Annotated in this window: 12 protein-coding genes; 5 read left to right on the forward strand and 7 right to left on the reverse strand. The window is 33.6% G+C overall.

The genetic code is table 11. The features are described 5' to 3' along the window. Positions 1 to 585: 585 nt before the first annotated feature. The 3 genes from ACHRVX_RS13850 (at position 586) to ACHRVX_RS13860 (ending at position 3,057) form a co-directional block, all read left to right on the forward strand. A complete protein-coding gene (locus tag ACHRVX_RS13850; protein ID WP_395333146.1) occupies positions 586 to 876 on the forward strand; it encodes a hypothetical protein in 291 nt (96 codons plus the stop codon). 328 nt (positions 877 to 1,204) lie between these two features. Beyond that, positions 1,205 to 2,689, forward strand: coding sequence for a DoxX family protein (locus tag ACHRVX_RS13855; protein WP_395333149.1), 1,485 nt, complete (start codon positions 1,205 to 1,207; stop codon positions 2,687 to 2,689). Positions 2,690 to 2,790: 101 nt separating this feature from the next. Continuing rightward, positions 2,791 to 3,057, forward strand: a complete 267-nt coding sequence (locus tag ACHRVX_RS13860; protein ID WP_395333151.1) for a DUF6520 family protein — start codon at positions 2,791 to 2,793, stop codon at positions 3,055 to 3,057. A gap of 60 nt (positions 3,058 to 3,117) precedes the next feature. Here ACHRVX_RS13860 and ACHRVX_RS13865 read toward each other — a convergent pair whose 3' ends face one another. The 3 genes from ACHRVX_RS13865 to ACHRVX_RS13875 form a co-directional block, all read right to left on the reverse strand. Beyond that, positions 3,118 to 5,769 carry an alpha/beta hydrolase family protein gene (locus tag ACHRVX_RS13865; RefSeq protein WP_395333153.1) on the reverse strand — a complete coding sequence of 884 codons (2,652 nt, stop codon included), beginning with the start codon at positions 5,767 to 5,769 and terminating at the stop codon, positions 3,118 to 3,120. Between the two features lie 10 nt (positions 5,770 to 5,779). Continuing rightward, positions 5,780 to 7,075, reverse strand: a complete 1,296-nt coding sequence (locus ACHRVX_RS13870; protein ID WP_395333155.1) for a RagB/SusD family nutrient uptake outer membrane protein — start codon at positions 7,073 to 7,075, stop codon at positions 5,780 to 5,782. Positions 7,076 to 7,214: 139 nt separating this feature from the next. After that, positions 7,215 to 10,244 carry a SusC/RagA family TonB-linked outer membrane protein gene (locus ACHRVX_RS13875; protein WP_395333158.1) on the reverse strand — a complete coding sequence of 1,010 codons (3,030 nt, stop codon included), beginning with the start codon at positions 10,242 to 10,244 and terminating at the stop codon, positions 7,215 to 7,217. Positions 10,245 to 10,759: 515 nt separating this feature from the next. Here ACHRVX_RS13875 and ACHRVX_RS13880 point away from each other — a divergent pair. Then, positions 10,760 to 11,014, forward strand: a complete 255-nt coding sequence (locus ACHRVX_RS13880; protein ID WP_395333160.1) for a helix-turn-helix domain-containing protein — start codon at positions 10,760 to 10,762, stop codon at positions 11,012 to 11,014. A gap of 303 nt (positions 11,015 to 11,317) precedes the next feature. Here the strand turns inward: ACHRVX_RS13880 and ACHRVX_RS13885 are convergent, their stop codons facing one another. The 4 genes from ACHRVX_RS13885 to ACHRVX_RS13900 are packed head-to-tail and all read right to left on the reverse strand — an operon-like array spanning position 11,318 to position 16,038. After that, the gene (locus tag ACHRVX_RS13885; RefSeq protein ID WP_395333161.1) at positions 11,318 to 12,229 is read right to left on the reverse strand and encodes a hypothetical protein; all 912 of its coding nucleotides are present in this window, start codon (positions 12,227 to 12,229) and stop codon (positions 11,318 to 11,320) included. 6 nt (positions 12,230 to 12,235) lie between these two features. Further along, on the reverse strand, positions 12,236 to 14,005 hold the full coding sequence (locus ACHRVX_RS13890) for a hypothetical protein (protein ID WP_395333163.1): 1,770 nt from the start codon (positions 14,003 to 14,005) through the stop codon (positions 12,236 to 12,238). Positions 14,006 to 14,009: 4 nt separating this feature from the next. After that, a complete protein-coding gene (locus ACHRVX_RS13895; protein WP_395333165.1) occupies positions 14,010 to 15,191 on the reverse strand; it encodes a metallophosphoesterase family protein in 1,182 nt (393 codons plus the stop codon). 4 nt (positions 15,192 to 15,195) lie between these two features. After that, positions 15,196 to 16,038, reverse strand: a complete 843-nt coding sequence (locus tag ACHRVX_RS13900) for a DNA adenine methylase (protein WP_395333167.1) — start codon at positions 16,036 to 16,038, stop codon at positions 15,196 to 15,198. A 357-nt stretch (positions 16,039 to 16,395) separates the two neighbouring features. Between ACHRVX_RS13900 and ACHRVX_RS13905 the strand changes: the two genes are divergently transcribed. After that, positions 16,396 to 17,412: a hypothetical protein gene (locus ACHRVX_RS13905; RefSeq protein WP_395333169.1), complete on the forward strand. Its 1,017-nt coding sequence runs from the start codon at positions 16,396 to 16,398 to the stop codon at positions 17,410 to 17,412. Positions 17,413 to 17,459: the final 47 nt, after the last annotated feature.

Consider the following 17,459-nt stretch of genomic DNA (forward strand, 5'->3'; position numbering starts at 1 on the left):
CACGAGTTCCGAGTGTAGAGCAGCAAGAAGGCTGTTGTTTAACAACAGGACATCTTGCCGATTGCAGGAACGTGGCAATCCTGCTAATACTTTAATGTTCTTTAAACATTCTAGTATTTTCTAAGATTTTAAAAATTTAAAATATCCAACTATTACCTCTTTTTGGACAATTTGACGTTTTAACTGTATTGTTCATAGAACTTAATACACTATAAAGACAGCCATTAAATTTTTAATATTTTTTCTAAAATCTATTTCATTTTTATTTTTAGAATTCAAGGAAAGTGCACACTTCATAGAACTTGGAACTACTGTAACGGGGCAGCTATAATGCCAATTTATCTTCCGATTCTTAGATTGAAAACGTGCTCTTTCAAAGCAATAAACGAATTTTAAAACAACAAAATCCTGACTGTTTTAAGGAAGGTTTTTGATTGCTCATTTTGATCTTTGTTGTTTAATTCAGAGACAAAATTAAGTAGGCGAAATGGATTTTATCTATGATGGACATATTATGTCCATGACACTTTAATATCGGCTTTATACCTTTGTATAAATAAATTACTAATTAAAAACGTGAAGATTATGACAACAAATGATGTGGCCAAGGTGTTTGATACTGTACTGAGTATCCCAAGCATGAATGATGTAGTGAAGATTGATTTGAAAATTTCACGAAAAAATGTATTACTATTAAACCATGTTATTGAACGTGGATTATCTGCTAAGGAAAATGATAAACCATCGATTCTTATGACAAGTATTCAAGAAGAAAACCTACAGGAATTAAAACTCTTAGGAGAGGAATGTTTACAAAAAGCAGGACTGATTGAACTGAGTGAAAAACTTAGTGTCCTTGGTGATGTAATAAAATAGTGACATTTAAAAATCAACAATTACTTGATGCCATTAGAAATTCATTTTTCTTGTGGCATCTTTTCATTATAATCTGCAACTTATTCTGTTTTTTAACTACGATTGATTGTTATTGAAAAATCTTCGCTTGTTTTTGATAACAATCACACTTACTGTTCATTGTAATTTTGCTTTGGATATGACTCTGAACAAAACGAATAGGAAATTTAGTATAGTGTATTATTTATCCTAGTACTAAATCAACATGACTGACATATAAAAAGGTAAAGAATCTTCAGATGATGTTGATAGTTCAAAGTTCTATTTTTTTTACTAAACGTGCAAAAAAATGAAATCAAAGATCAATATTAAAAGTGTTATTATAGAGTCAATTTGTCTTCTGTACATTCTTCTTTTTGTTTATGCGGCTTTGAGCAAATTATTAGACTTTGAGAATTTTCAAACTCAACTTGGACAGTCTCCAATTTTAAGCCTTTATGCTGATTTTTTCTCAATTAGTGTAATTGTAATAGAACTTGTTATAGCAATTTTAATAAGTGTTCCCAGATCAAGGTATTTTGGTTTATGGGGCGCAGTAGTTTTGATGAGTATATTTACCGCTTATATTGTAATCATTTTAAATTTCAGCTCTTTTATTCCCTGCTCCTGCGGAGGCATTTTAGAAAAGTTAGGATGGAAAGCGCATTTAATTTTTAATCTTGGATTTATATTTCTAGCCATTACTGCCATAAGACTAAAATCTGAAACTAATCGTACTGTAATACCACTCATAGTTGTCATTTTAGCGGGTGTTGTTTTCGTAGCAGTATTATTTCTTTTGTCAGAAGATATCATGGAAAAAGAAAATCCCTTTATTCGTCGCTTTCCAAATGCCAGTGCAGCAAAAACTGATCGAATTGACTTAAGGAATTTTTCGTATTATATTATTGGTACCGATAAGGATAAAATATATTTAGCCAATCGAATGGCTCCGCTTCAAATCTTAGAAGTGGATTCCGATTTCAAAAACAAAAAGAGTTATACCATTACATTGGATCGTGAGAATTTCAAATTTAGGGCTGTTGAAGTCCGCCTAAATCCTCCTTATTTTTATGTTATTGACGGGAGTGTTCCGGTAATTTACAGAGGGTTTATTTCTACATGGGAAGCAAAAGTAATAAGTGATGGTAAATTTCGATTTTCAGATATTATTTTCAGTGATGACAAACAGGCATTCATCAGAACTCAAAAGCAGTATACAGGGGAAAATATTCTGGGCTTAATTAATGATTACACTTGTTCAGAGATACAATATAATCAGGAGTTGTTAGAGAAACAGATTGATGGTATTTTTGATACCGATGGAACAATGCAATACAGCAGATCGCTGCGTAAATTGATTTATGTTTATTACTACCGCAACGAGTATATCGCAGTGGATGAAAATTTAAAACTTCAATATCGGTCTAATACTATTGATACCACCAGCAAAGCAAAATTGAAAGTGGTAAAGCTAAAGCAATCGGGAGATACTAAGCTTGCGGCACCGCCACATATGGTCAACCGGCATACCGCACTTTGTAATAATCTGCTTTTTGTCAATTCCCTGCTGCGAGGCAGATATGAAGGAAATGATGTATGGAAACATGCCACAGCTGTTGATGTATATGATATATCAAAACAGCATTATATACTAAGTTTTTACGTGTATGATGAAGAAGGCTTTCGCATGAACAATTTTTTTGCAACCGATTCATCTATGTATATCATTTCGGGACATTATCTGCTCAAATATGGATACGGAAAAAACCTTAAATCAAAATTTAAAAAGTGACTTAATAATGAGTTTAAAAGATACCGGCCGGTAGCAGGAGTAATGATCGAAAACCTGTAGAAAAGAGTAGATCAAATTTTATTAATTTAAATTTTAAGATTATGAAAACTACAATTTTGAAAGCAATTGTACTGCCTGTGGCTGCATTTGTTTTGGCTAGTGCCGGTGCTGTTAGCACCAATACTGCAAAAGAGAGTAAAGCAGATGTTTTAATTACTGCTTACATTCACAATCCGGCAGTGGATGACTGTCAGCCAGTACAGGTTAACTGTAGCCCAGGAGCAGGTCCAACGTGTCTTAGCGGCAGCTTTACAGCTTATGGAAAGGAATCCGCAGAGTCCTGTACTATGCAATTGCACCGCAATTAAATGAATCAAATTAATCCTAAAATGTAATGCAGTTTCTACTTATAGAAACTGCATTATTTTTTAGTTATAAGATACTCCTTTGGTAATCCACGAAGGTCTAAGATCATCTTTTAAAAAGTAGTCAAACCATTGCATCATTCGATTGCTAAGATCAATTTGATTGTCAGGATATTCAAGGGAATGATCCTCGTTAGGATAGACCAGCATAATATTTCTACCCCTAAGTTTTCTAAGGGCTAAATAAAAGGAAATACTCTGGTTCCATGGAATTATTCGATCGTTTTTACCTGTCCATAAAAGCAATGGTGTTTTTACATTTTGAGCATTTAAAATAGGAGAATTTCTAGAGTAACTTTCTTTATCATCGTACAGAGATTTTCCTATGCGGAACTGCTGGCTTTCATAGCGCCACATGTCGGACTGAAAAACACCATTTTTGCTGATGTTGAAATAAGCTCCGATAACATCACTGACTCCCGCCCCTGATACAGCCGCTGCAAAAAGATTGCTTTGAGAAATGATGAAATTAGTCTCGTACGCTCCGAAGGAGTGTCCAAACAAACCAATTTTATTCTTGTCGACATAACCTTTTTTCGTAGCAGTTTCTACTGCTGCAGTCACGCTGGTCAAGGCTGATATACCTGGATTTCCTAATTCATATTGGATATCGGGCAATAATACAAAGTAGCCGTTAAGAGTATAGTTTGTGATGTTAAAACCCTCACTGTTTAGTAAAGATGGATTGACATATTTGTGGATTTCTTTAGACATATTATCATAGATATGAACCACCATCGGATATTTTTTTAAAGGATCAAAATCAGCAGGAAAAAATAGGGCAGCTTTTAATTTTTCCCCTTTTACACTCTCATAATAGAGCAACTCGGATTTACCAAACAAATAATTTTTTTGCTGTTTGTTGGAAGCAAATAAAACAGCAGCTTTGCTATCTTTTTTTCTTTTAATTTCCAGCCATGGTGCCTGATCATAGGTCTGTTTTTTGTACAGATAAGTGTTATTGGGGCTTCTTTGTATTTCGCTCAAATCATAAAAACCATAATCAATTGGTTTTATACCGGAATGGATGTTTAAAACGCAATAACCAGTTGAATGGTTTTGTTTATTCTCAACAGAGAGGATCAAATCTTTGGACATATCAAAAGATGCCTGCAGTCTCCCGTTATAACTGAGCTGTGAGCTGTTATTGAATTCAGAGGATGCGATCCTGTAAACGATGTTTTTCTCACGGCCTTCGGTGAGCCGGATAGATACAGAACCATCTGTTCCTGTAAGCCAGATATCATACGCATCGTAGAGTAAAATATTATTTCCATTCAAACTCCAGCCAGGGTTTCCATAGACCATAAACTGATGAGGGGCAGAAGATTCTGTGCTGTTATCCCATGAAGTCGTAATCTTACCTGTAAGATTGATATGTGTATTTTGCAAAGGATCGAAAATCCACCAATTTTTCTCTTTATAATAAAGTATTTTGTTACTGAGTGGTTCAAATCCTATTTGGCTGGGATCACAAGATTGTTTTTGCAGAATCAGGTTCTGGGTATCATTTTTCAGATCTTTGAGATAGTAATCTACTTCGTCATAATATTTGGACTGCAGACCGTACGCATTTTGATCATAAAGAACAGCATAATCCCGCTGGCCGGTCAGCATAAAATTTGGCAGTTCAGTGTTATTTATTCTCGAATATCCATTAGTTTCGGGATACCAGAGCGCCAGATTAGGAATCCCTGCTTTACTTTCTATACGCTGTTTATCTATAAAGAGCCATTTATCATTTCCATTCCAGATTTCTACTGTTTTTGAATCTTTTTTTACATTGGGCTCTTTTTTTTTAATCTCCATAAAAAACACTTTTTTTCCATCTGGAGAAATCGATAATGAGGTATTATTAAAAACAGTCAGCTGCTTTGGCAATCCTACTTGCGTGTTGTACTCAAAAGAGAAAAGCTTCTTGTCAGCAATCCTGAAATAATTAAGAGCGAACTCTTTTGAAACAGAATCTTTTTCATGGAGAAAAGCGGCTGATTCGGCGTTATTCTGCCAGACTAAATTGCAGAATTTGCCAATACTGTCTTTTGATACAATATATCTGGAGTAAGGCTGAAACCGGATTATCCCCACTTCAATTTGGTTTTTGACTTTGCTTGTATAGAGCAGGGCATTTTTTCGGGAACTTAAGGAGTACTCTGAAATGTCATTTAGACTGTCCCTTATTTCTCCCTTATCATTTCTAATTTTCAAAAGACTTTTCTTTGCATAATCCTGATCAAAAGTAAGGATGTACTTTCCGTCCAATGCCAGTTCATAGCGCTTGACATTTTCAATTGTTTTGAGTTTGCCTATTTTAAGGGTAAGAATTTTTAAGCGGGATTCAGGCTGTAAAAACGTGAATATGTTTTTCCCTGCAAAATGGCCGTCCTGAGCGCCGGCAAAAGAGAAGGTTTTGTTTGTATAAGTGTTCTGTACAAACAAAGTATCGAGATGGTTTTCATAAGACATCTGATAACTCGCCCAGTTTCCGTCATCAGAAAGAGCCTTTACATTTAGAGTTCCCCATTTGATATAATCGCTTTCCTTAAGGTGTTTTTTTTGCTGCACCTGCCCCGTTAAAGGGCAGGTTAACAGCAAAAGCAACCAATTCAAAATGGAAACGTTAATGCTTCTTTTTATTAAAAAGAGATTGGTCATAACGTGTTATTTAGTATCCTTGATTCTGTGGTTTTAGATTTGGATTGGCATTTAGTTCCAGAACTGGAATTGGCCAGAGACTGTCCGTTGCACTCCAGCCGGGCTTAGAAGCGGATAAAGTTTCATTTAATTTTCCGGTTCGTTTCAAATCAAAAAAACGTTGTCCAAATTCAGTAAAGAGTTCAAAACGGCGCTGATTGAGAACATCTTTCACAATTTCTTCTGCGCTAATGGCGGTTGTATTGGAAAGCCCGGCGGTGTTTCTAATGATGTTTAAATCTTCTTTGGCACCAATTAAATCTCCCTGATAGGCTCTGGCTTCTGCACGGATAAGATATTGCTCTGATATTCGAAACAAGATGGAGTATTCCACCGAAGTAGGTGTACTGGATTCCTGTTTGTATTTGGAAGCATAATACCATGTTGCTCCGTCGTTTGTGACCTCTGTAGTCCAGTGTGTTTTTCTTTGATCATTGCTCTCAAAAGCATTTATAAATTCAGGTTTAAGGGCTACAATAGCCGGAGGTCCTGCTGTAAAAATATAGAGACTGCCTTCTGATGTATTGGCCCCGGCTACTGAGGGCATAAACTGCCAAATGGTGGTCTTACTTGTTTTTAGAAATATTTTATCTAAATCACTCTCTCCTATATAAAGCGGATTATTGATCACTGCCGATGCAGCATTGGACGCCTCGGGATATAATTTCATATAGAGATATACTCTTGCCAGAAGAGCCTGGGCTGTACTTCGGTTGGGACGAATGCGATCAGTTGAGATATAATTCTCCGAGAGCAATGTAATGGACTGGTTCAGATCTTTTACAATATACTGGTAAACCTGATCTGCAGATAATCTTGAAACCCGGCTGTTCTGCAAATAATCTGTTGTGGTGATATACGGGATATCCCCGTAGATATTTAAAAGATAGAAGTGTAACAGGGCTCTTATAAAAATGGCTTCTCCCAGAGGCTGTTTTTTGTCGGATTCAGTAATGGAATTGGATTTATTTAATCCTTCAATTATAGAGTTGGCAGAATATATTTGGTTATAACTTTGATTCCATATATCATTTACTCCCAAGTCTGCAGCAAATAAAGAGTTGTTGTAAAAGTTGCTCACGGCATTTTGCTGATAATAGTCAAATTCATCGGCGTACAAACCCAGATAGCAGGAAATACCCGTTGCGTCTCCTGCTAGTATTCCACTGTTTCGCATTTTGGTATATACTCCGGCCATAGCAGCATTGGCTGTTGCGACATCTTCAAAAACGGCCTGGGCTGTAAGCTGGGATTTAGGAATGTCCACATCCACAAAGTCATTGCAGGAGCCCAAAAGAGTACACAGTGCAAGGAGCAAGAATTGATAATGACTTAAACGATTCTTATCTCTAAAAAAGAGAACCTGTGGTATTTTAAGTATATTTTTCATGGCTTTACGTGTTAAGTTAAAAAGTGAGCTGGATTCCTGCTGTACATACTTTCAGAGGAGGAAGATAACCGGTGTATTTAAATTCAGGATCACCGCCTTTGTATGACGTGAAGGTCAGCATATTCTGCCCCTGAAGCGATATTCTGCAATGAACGCCCTTTATTGTGTTCAATGGAAGATCGTAACTCAGGGCTATATTTTTCAGTCTTACATAGGAAGCGTCTACAATTCCGGCATTGCTGTCAATGTAATTGTAATAGGCATTTACAGCATCTCCATTTTGCCCGGAGGTATTAATTTGAAAAGAAGCTTTATCACCCACTTGTGTCCATGCACTAGTCATCTCCAAGGGCTGGTTTATTGGACTGCCTCCCGGTACATTTGAAGTGTAATTGTAATTCTGCTGTTTTACAAATTGAAAGAGAAAGTCAAGCTGCCAGTTTTTGTATTGAAGCTGGTTTTCCAAACCTCCAAAATATTTTGGAGTCAGATCAGCTATCGTTTTTTTGTCTTCCAACGAAGTAATTTGACCATCTTTATTTACATCTTCAACTTCATATAATCCGGTTTGTGGATTAATTCCCTTGTACTGGTAAACTTTTACAATGTTTGTAGATTGTCCTATTACGTAGTTGTTGGAGTAGGTAGATCCTTCGAGTCCGGGAAAGGAAATCAGCTTGTTTTTGGCAAGTGATATATTAAAGTTTGTAGACCATTTAAAAGCTCCGGCATTAAAATTTACAGTACGAAGGGTAAATTCGAAACCTGAATTCTGAACAGTTGCATCCAGATTGGCATTTATAGAACTGAATCCGGAGGTACCGGGAAGCGGGATTCCAACGAGCTGGTTTGAAGACCTGTTTTGGTACCAGGCAGCGGTAAGGAAAATACGATCCCTGAAAAAACCGGTTTCAATTGCCGCTTCGAGTTTTTTATTGATTTCCCAACTGAAATTTGGATTGTAAAGGCGTGTCGGATCCATACCGATGATGCCGTTGTAACTTTGTCCCGAAGACACATAGGTGTCTAAATATTGGTAATCTCCGATCTGGTCACTTCCGGTACTTCCATAGCTGGCACGAAGTTTTCCAAAACTCAGAAAAGAGCTTTCTTTTAAAAAGTTTTCTTTTGAGAACAGCCAGGCAGCTCCTGCTGCTGCAAAGACTGAAAACTGTTTTCCCGGACCAAATCGGCTTGAACCGTCCCTTCTGGCAGTAAGGTTCAAAATGTATTTCTCCTCCCAGTTGTAATTGATCCTGCCGAAGAAAGCCTGATATTTATAAATGGTCTGATCGCTTACGAAAATTGATTTTGTTGTTGCCGATGCAATATCAGTAATTAGGCTGTTGCTTGTAAAACCACGGCCATATTGGTATAATCTTGAGGAGTTTTGCTGCTGCGCCGTAGCACCAATTAAAACATCGAGTTTACTGCTTTCAAATTCATGGTTCCAGCGAAGCTGAGGCTCGATAATCCAGGATTGTCTTGAGGTAAGATTGGAATACATCAATGATCTGCTGCTGCCGATTTTAAAAGCAGGATCATAAATGGTAGAAGGCAGTAATCGCTGTTCTGCATTTTTTAGATCCGTGAATCCCAGATTGACTTTAAGTTCCCAGTTCGGTCTGAATTCATAGCTGATCACACTGTTGGCTACAAGATCATTTGTTTTGGCGGTAGTTACAGCCCGAAGTGCCGCAAGCGGATTTTGAAAGGTACTGTTTTCGAAGTTCAGACTCCCGTCAGGGTTATATAAAGCCGGAGCATTCGGCGCAAGGTTTCTGGCAGTACGGGTAAGATCTGTTGCTGCCTGTTTATTATTTTGGAAGGTGTAACCGGTTGAAAAAGTAAGTTTAAATTTTCTGTCTTCACTGGCATGGTTCATATTAAAATGAACTGCTCCCTTATCGTATCCAAAATCTTCGGGAAGAACAGTTGTTTCTGTATGATAGGTTCCGCTTAGCAAATATTGTGTCAGATCGGAACCTCCCGAGAGGGATGTCTGAAGGTTGGTCATAACAGAGGTTCCTCCTAATAGTTCTTTCTGCCAGTCGGTATATCTGCTTTGATCCCAAGTTCCGTTGATATCATAATCTGTAGCAGGATAAGAAGTAATACCATCATTGGCAAATCCCTGTCTTCTCATCTGCAGATACTGTGGAGTATTCATCAGGTTCATCATTTTGGTTACCTGTCCAAATCCTGATGAGGCAGTAACTGTTACACGGGTTTTTCCTGATATTCCTTTTTTAGTGGTAATCAGTACAACGCCATTGGCTCCACGGGAGCCATAAATAGCAGTGGCATCGGCATCTTTTAAAACCTCGACACTTTCAATGTCAGAGGGATTGATATTATTAAGAGGGCTTGTCGGGGTCGGAATTCCTGTTGTGGTATTGCTGTACCCAATAATATCGGAGGAATAAGGAACCCCATCAATAATATATAATGGCTGATTACCTTCTTCACGCAGACTGTTGATCCCTCTTATTTTTATCTGAAAGCCTCCACCGGGTGTTCCTGAATCCTGAATTATATCCACTCCTGCCATTCGCCCCTGCATGGTGGCCAGTACATTGGTAACAGGCTGTTTCTCGATGTCTTTTGCCGATATTTTGGCAATGCTTCCGGTACGCTCACTTTCTTTTACAGAATAATATCCTGCATTCACACGAACTTCCTGCAAGGTTGTAGTGTCATAAATCAATTGAATATCTACTGTTTTACGCCCTTTTATTGGCACGAGGGCAGTTTTAAAACCTATAAACGAAACGATTAAGGTATCGGTAGCTGAGGCAGAAATACTATACTGACCGCTATAATCTGAAATTGCAGAAACACCTGATTTATTTTTAATAACAATGGTTACCCCGGGCAAAGGATTACTGCCATCGGCGACGATTCCCTGAATTTGGTTTTGTTGAAAAACAGAAATGCTCTTCCGATTGTAAGATTTGGCATGAATAGATGAAAAAGAAAAACAAAGCCATATAAAAAATAGGCAATAAAGACCTTTCCCATCCTTGTAAAATGAAAAATTATTCATAATATTGGATTGGTTAATTGAAACATTGGTTGAATTAGCTATGATCCTCTATACTAGTTTGCGAGACGAAGTAGAGGGTCATTTTTTATGCTGTAAGTTGAATGTTGTATGGTATCTACTACCATTTTTGTTAAATCATGGGCACTAAATTTTGGTTAGTTAAACTAATTAGAGTTTTACGAGACTTAAAAAAACAATGAAGATTGGTGCTATGAATGAAAGCTGAAGGATTTGCTTAAAAATAAAAAGGGCAGGTACTCAGCTTATTGCTCCTAAGGTACTGGTATACCCGTACGCGAATAAGTGAGCCCACGCCCTTTAAGGCGTGAGCATTTACACTTATCGTCCTGCGCGTACGAAAATTACCAGTTTTAAGGAGCAGGATTCAAAGCGAATGCTTCAAATATTTTCAAATGAAGTATCGCAAATTTAATAATTCTATTCAAAAGTATAGAAAAAAAATATGTAATGCAAATGCATTACACTAAAAATATAAAAAAAAATGAAATTGCTATATGGGAAATTTAAGACCAGAGGATATAATTTTACGAGATCAGATTAAATTAAGGCTTAAAGAGTTAAGAGAAAAAGCAAGCCAAAATAAGTCTAATCTATCGAAAGATGTTGAGATAGATAGACAAAATTTTCAGGCATGGGAAAAACTGGAGATTGGAAGAGGAATGACCATTTATTCTATCGGCAGAGTTTGTAAAGCTTTAGGAATTACACTTAAAGATTTTTTTGATAGTGATATATTCGACAATACATAAAAAAAAGATGCTTAATGAAATTTAAAAAAGGTATACATACATTAGCAATATCTTTTTTAAAAGAATTATTTTGCAACATAATAATGAGACTGATTACGGAAAACCGTAAACTAAAACAAAAGCGGTATTGTACGTTTTGTAGAGAAAAGTGATGTCATAAAGCTAACCGAAATTAGATTTATTGAAGCTGTTTTATATCAGGTTTAAATGAGTTAGCACCATTTTCCCCATAGGACTAAGATAAGAATAAATATATTTACTTCTTACATTACAATTTTAGGATTATTTTGGATATCTTAATATTTACTGTTCAAATAATACTTCACAAATTATAAATGACTTATCATTAATTGGTTCATTATAATATTCATTTATATCATTGCCAGAACCTACCCGCCAAATATCGATATCAGGATATTTGATTGACATGAGCATTGATATAAAAGTAAAGGGTTTGGGTCCAAGTGGAGCTATGATAATACTGTAATCATCTCTTAATGTGAAATATAAAGAAGTTAATTCTCTCTCAAGAAACAATAAATCATTAAAAGGATAAGTACGAGTATAGTTAGACCGTTCTTCTAAAATATTAAAATTATTAATTTCTAATGTTTTAACAAACTTATTTTCTGAAGCAGGTTTAGTATAAAATAGGTAAGATAGTTTTGGGTCTAAATGTTCAATAATACCTTCTGCTTTATTTTGTTCGTAACCTAGACAAACTATTAGTGCTTTTGGCTTATCTGTAGGTACTATGTACTTTCCTGGTAATGGTCCAATTTCTTTATTAGGTTTAGGTTCTTTAGGTTCATTATACTTTGAAGGCGTGTAACTAAAAAGAATGGAAACTTTTTGAAATTCAATCTCTTTATTTTTTAAATATAAAATAATTGAATAATACCATGATTTGGTCATACATGAATAATCGATAACGATAGTTATGCTCTCTTTTGTAATTTCTTTAAAAAGTTTATCTAATAATTTATAAATTTCAGAATGGTTATTTATTCTAATTTTTTTTACACCTTCTTTTTTAGTTTTACAAATTTCATCTTTGTAACACAATACTATTGAAGTATTAATTTTGTGGGTTACTTGCAGTTTATCAAGTAAAGCGTATGATCTTTTTTCATGATTTTCGACACAAAAAAATAAATCAATTTCTATTGAATCTATATCATTTATTAAAATTTGTTTACCGTATGATATTTCCATGGATTATTAAAATAAAGTAGTTTGAAATGATAAATCTGTACCCTTAAGACATTCGCTTAGATTTACTTTAGTATAATTTCTAAGTGGTAAATTATATATTGCAAAGAATAAATAAGATAATTTAAATCTATGTCCTCTAATCTCAAAATCAAAAAAATCGTCATTTGAATCAAGTAATATAAATGCGCCTTGAGAAATTCCTTTTTCTATTAATTCTATTATATTATCTGGAATTTTTGAATTTTCTTTATCAACGGAAAATGTTCCTTTAGGATCCATTTTAAACTGTGAACCCAAAATTTGATCTTTGAAATAAACTCCAATTTTGTCTATTACATCAATGATTGTTAATTTATTATTTCCAATAGGAATATTTTCTATTACATTTTTAAAACGTTGAGCTGCTGAAAATAGTTCACTATACTGAATGTTTTTATCAGCACCATGTTCATCGGATTTCGCAAGTATAGAATTTATTATACCAATTAACCATCGAGGATTACCATCACAAATTTTGCTTAAAACCTCAATACCTGAAAGTAGTTCATTCGCCTTTCTGCTTCTAAAATTATGACTTTTTCCACCTTTTTTAATAAAGAAGTTCCTGTAATAAACTATTGGTTTTATTTTTCTATGTAATGTGTTTTTTTGATCTTCACTAATTGGGATAGGATTTGATAATTTCACCTTTTTACTTTTCAAAAATTCTTTAAACGAATCATCTTTTTTGATCAGCTCAAGCATTTCATTATAAAAATCGCTATCCTTCTCATAACTATTAGATTTACCGTTATAAATATTGTTTGTTCCAAAGTATTCTACACAATCTGCAGATGGATATTTTCTAATAAGTAATGACTCAATTAATTTTTTTGAAAAAGATTCGTGATCAGGCAAATTCCACATTTTAATTAGCTGATAATCATTTCCCGAAGTAGCCCTATATGCACCTTTTAACGAATTTTCTAATTCATAGGATAATATTGGGCTTGCGCTTAATTTGTAAAGGATGAACTGCTTTCTACTTCTTAAAGACAGAAAAAGTTCAGTTTGAAGCCATAATGGGGCAAATTCAAGTTCATCAAAGCATAGAGCCCATTTTTTTTTATTTTCTACACCATAAATTCTTTCAAAAATAGGAATTATAGATTCAATTGAAGTTTCAAAGGATAGATTAAAATAATCTGCATGAGGTAACAAATCACCCGAATTATAATTAAAAATAAGATGTTGAATCATTTGATTCACTTCATCAATTCTTGTGTTTAAAGCTTCCTTAATGAATTTTAACTTTGGAATAACTGAACTAAGTTTCCAAGCAGAAATTAAACATTTACATAACTCAGTTTCTTTTTCCTCATTAGAATCATTTATTTCATACTGTATAATATTCATAAATGTATCACACAAGGAAGTGAAGACATTTGTAGAAACTGAGAATCTAGAAATTAATAGTGGAAAGTTTCCAAATTCCGATAGTTGGGAATTATATGTTTGATTTTTAACATCCCAATAAATATCGGTGGATATGTATATAGCATAGAAACTGATATCTTTTTTTATACTTTCAGCTTTTTCATGAAGCCATGAGTATAGTGCTGGTAAGGTTAACATTTTCATTAAAGTGGTTTTGCCACAACCTCTAGCTCCTAAAATTACTGAATGATTATCTTGAATTAATTTTTCAAAACTTTCCGACCAAATGAAACTTTCAGCAACATCCTTTGGCGCATAATGGCGTGCATTATATGTTGGAAATATTGTATCAACTTTCATGATTTTAATAATTTGAGTTAAAAATATATGTTGGACATTCCCAAATATGTTTGTCTGTTAGAAGCCCATTACTTTTTAGTAATTCATTCAATTTCTTTGAATCATCAGGTATTAAATTTTTTATATCCTCTATGTCATCAGTAATTTCAGACCACGTTAATTTATTCTTATCTTTTATTAGATCACTTACTCTTTCATAAATTTGATCAACTGTCTTAACATTTCCAAAGCCAGCAAAAGGTGCGAAACCATTTTGATCATAATTTATCTTCCAGCCTTCATTTGGAAAAAATGTCCAAGTTTTTATCTCACCTTTGCAAATTTTCGCTTTTTTAGTTACATCTATGATATGAAAAGCGTTACGGACACTTGAAAATATTAGATTAGCGCCAGATGAAAAACTTCCTGCTGAAAAAAGTGTAATTTTATTATTTCCATTAACGGTATTGTAATTTTTAATAAATGGATCATGTTTATGACCGTAGATAAATAAATCAAAATTATTTTTACCTAATAAATCTAAGAGCAAATCTCCATTTACAATTTTGTCATCTTCACCGAGTTTTTTATTGGGATGAGGAACTGGAGGATGATGACTCATCGCAATTTGGATTTTGTCATCGTTGAATTTTTTTAGGTAGTCATCAATGTATTCGATAGCATCATCGCTAATTTTACCATCATGTGAAGCTTCTTTGTTATAATGAAAATGTGAACTATTAATTACAAGAATTCTATATATATCCTCTTCTACAAAAACACAACCTTTTTCCCAGAAAATTGTTCTTTGCTCGTCACTTTTAATAGGGAAATCGCGTTTAATTCCTTTTGCATTTGTTAAGCTATAGTTGGAAGTAGATAAATATACATCAACATCATGATTACCAACTGTTGCAATTATGTTTTCTGATTTAAGTTCTTGACTAATTTCTAAGGAAAATCCCCATCCAGATATTAGACCTTGTAAATTTGATTTATCAGTAAAATCTCCTGGACATAGCGTTATATTAACTGTAATTTCTTCCTCTCTAATAATTTTCAAAAGGCTTTCTACTGGATGATCGTTGCTAGGGGATCGGAGCTTATCAGCTAATAAGTATGTTTCATCAATTCCTTCTTCTTTTTTTCTTTTAGGATGACAATGAAGATCACTAATAATAGCAATTCTTAGTTTTTTTTCATTCATAATATCAAGGTCTCGTATTATGTATTATTAATTCATTATAAACTCCTCTAGTCTTATTTCTTCCTCCTACCTGACTGTTCCTAGATAATTTTATTATTTTGCCCACTGCTCCATATAAATTAGTTATAGATATATGCGACGCATTGGTCAATATATAAAAAGCTTTCTTTTCAATAATGTTTTCAACATAAACTTTTAATCTTTCTTGATCTTCCCATGAGAATAACTTTTGATTATATTCGATAAATCCATTATTCTCATGAGCTACGGTATAGGGAGGATCTATGAAAACAAGATCTCCCTCATTAATATTTCTAAGATTTTCTTCAAAACTCTCGTTTTTAATGATAGCATTTTTTAGTTTTTGACTGATGTTCATTAATAAATTTTCATTTATAAAATCAACATTTTTTCGCTTACCGTATGGTACATTATAAATTCCCCTGCTATTAACTCGAAATATTCCATTAAAAGAAGTTTTATTTAAATATATAAAGCGGGCAGCTCTTTTTTCTTTAATGCGTGGGTTAACATCCCGAATTTTGTAATAATACTCTGAAGTGTTTTTAAATTTTTTTAAATATTTAATAACAGATTCCGGATTATCCCTCAATTGTATATAGGTGTTTATTAGGTCTTCGTTTGTATCAGATAAATAAAATTGTCTATCAGGTTTTCCAGTAGAATTTATTAAATAAAAGAAAACTGATCCAGCACCTAAAAATGGCTCATGATAATTGTTAAAATTAGAAGGTAAAAAATCATTTAAATATTTATTTACAAACCACCGTTTGGATCCAGTCCATCTAAGAAAAGGTGTAATTCTATCGACTTCTATATTAACCATTAATTTAGTTGTTTTAAAAAGTTCCGCTCTAATTTAATTTGAAACCTATGTAAAGCGCAAAGATGATTAATTTGTTGCTGAATTTCTTTAAGATACATTATTTTTTTTGCATTTAATTGTCTAAAATAGTTTTTTTTAGGTTTCAAAATAATGCAATTTTGATTATTATTCTAAAAACCTCTTATCCTTACATTAAAATTTAATGCAAAAAGAGTAGAATAAATATCCTGTTGATGGTTTATAATCTTTTTTGGTTATTTTTGAAAATATACAAAACGAAACAAACTTGTTTGTACACATCAAATTAATTAGATTGGTGATGTTTGCTTCATATAGCTAAAATTTAAAAGAAATTTTATGGAAACCCAAAGCAAATATAATGTCTTTTATTCATGGCAATCGGATCTGCCAAAGGAAACTAATTTAAATGGCATTAGACAATGTTTAAGAGAATCAGCCAATCTTTTAGAAAATGAGATAAGTGAAATTCATATCGAATTAGATGAAGCCACAAGAAATACTTCTGGCAGTCCAAATATTCCTATGACAATTTTTAGCAAAATAGAGAATACTGATATTTTTATTTGTGATTTAACAATTATAAATGAGGATTATGAAGGAAGAAAGGTTCCTAATCCGAATGTTTTAATCGAACTTGGACATGCCATTTCTTCTCTGGGATGGGAAAGAATTATTTTATTATACAATTTAAAGTTTGGTAAATTTCCTGAAGATTTGCCTTTTGACATAGATAGGCATAGAATTACAACATTCAAAATAGAAGACAAAAATGATAAATCTGGTAAAGGAGCTTTGTCAAGAGTTCTTAAGGAATCAATCGAAACTATATTAAAAAAATCTCCTCTCAAGCCATCACAAATAAAAAAAGAAACTCTCGAAGAAAAAAAAAGGAGAATGGATGTGGAAAATTTAAAATGGATTCTTGAATCCCTACATATTCCAACTTTTGACTCATTCATTCAGGAATTTCCTGATTTAATAATTCATAAGATATTTGATTTTGAACTTAATTTTAATTCAATTTTTGACAGTAGCTCCTTTCACTTATATGACAAAAAAATATTAAAACTTCTTAAAAATTATAAACTTTTATGGGAAAAATCTCTGTCATATTATAGACACTATTATCCAATTCCTGGTGCAAAAGTTTATAAATTCACTTCAACAACTGTACATGGAGACAAAATTAAGGATGCTGACCTTGATTATCAGACACTAACCGAAGTAGTTGTAGAACTAAAGAAAAGTTTTTCTGCTCTATTAAAACACGTTCGAGAATACTATTTGGAAATTGATTTAAATGAAACAAGTGAAGTAGCCTTAAGAAACTACATCAACGGAGTTCAAGAATAAAATTTTACCCGCTCACGAAGTAATCTTACATGCTATTGCAAATGTCC

It is taken from the genome of Flavobacterium sp. FlaQc-47 (assembly GCF_044006475.1).
Taxonomy (GTDB): domain Bacteria; phylum Bacteroidota; class Bacteroidia; order Flavobacteriales; family Flavobacteriaceae; genus Flavobacterium.

Excerpts from the sequence above, each read along its gene's own strand:
- ACHRVX_RS13885 (WP_395333161.1), bottom strand. The coding sequence starts at position 12,229 with ATGGAAATATCATACGGTAAACAAATTTTAATAAATGATATAGATTCA.
- ACHRVX_RS13905 (WP_395333169.1), top strand. The coding sequence starts at position 16,396 with ATGGAAACCCAAAGCAAATATAATGTCTTTTATTCATGGCAATCGGAT.
- ACHRVX_RS13880 (WP_395333160.1), top strand. The coding sequence starts at position 10,760 with ATGGGAAATTTAAGACCAGAGGATATAATTTTACGAGATCAGATTAAA.
- ACHRVX_RS13895 (WP_395333165.1), bottom strand. The coding sequence starts at position 15,191 with ATGAATGAAAAAAAACTAAGAATTGCTATTATTAGTGATCTTCATTGT.
- ACHRVX_RS13855 (WP_395333149.1), top strand. The coding sequence starts at position 1,205 with ATGAAATCAAAGATCAATATTAAAAGTGTTATTATAGAGTCAATTTGT.
- ACHRVX_RS13860 (WP_395333151.1), top strand. The coding sequence starts at position 2,791 with ATGAAAACTACAATTTTGAAAGCAATTGTACTGCCTGTGGCTGCATTT.
- ACHRVX_RS13865 (WP_395333153.1), bottom strand. The coding sequence starts at position 5,769 with ATGACCAATCTCTTTTTAATAAAAAGAAGCATTAACGTTTCCATTTTG.
- ACHRVX_RS13890 (WP_395333163.1), bottom strand. The coding sequence starts at position 14,005 with ATGAAAGTTGATACAATATTTCCAACATATAATGCACGCCATTATGCG.
- ACHRVX_RS13900 (WP_395333167.1), bottom strand. The coding sequence starts at position 16,038 with ATGGTTAATATAGAAGTCGATAGAATTACACCTTTTCTTAGATGGACT.
- ACHRVX_RS13875 (WP_395333158.1), bottom strand. The coding sequence starts at position 10,244 with ATGAATAATTTTTCATTTTACAAGGATGGGAAAGGTCTTTATTGCCTA.
- ACHRVX_RS13850 (WP_395333146.1), top strand. The coding sequence starts at position 586 with ATGACAACAAATGATGTGGCCAAGGTGTTTGATACTGTACTGAGTATC.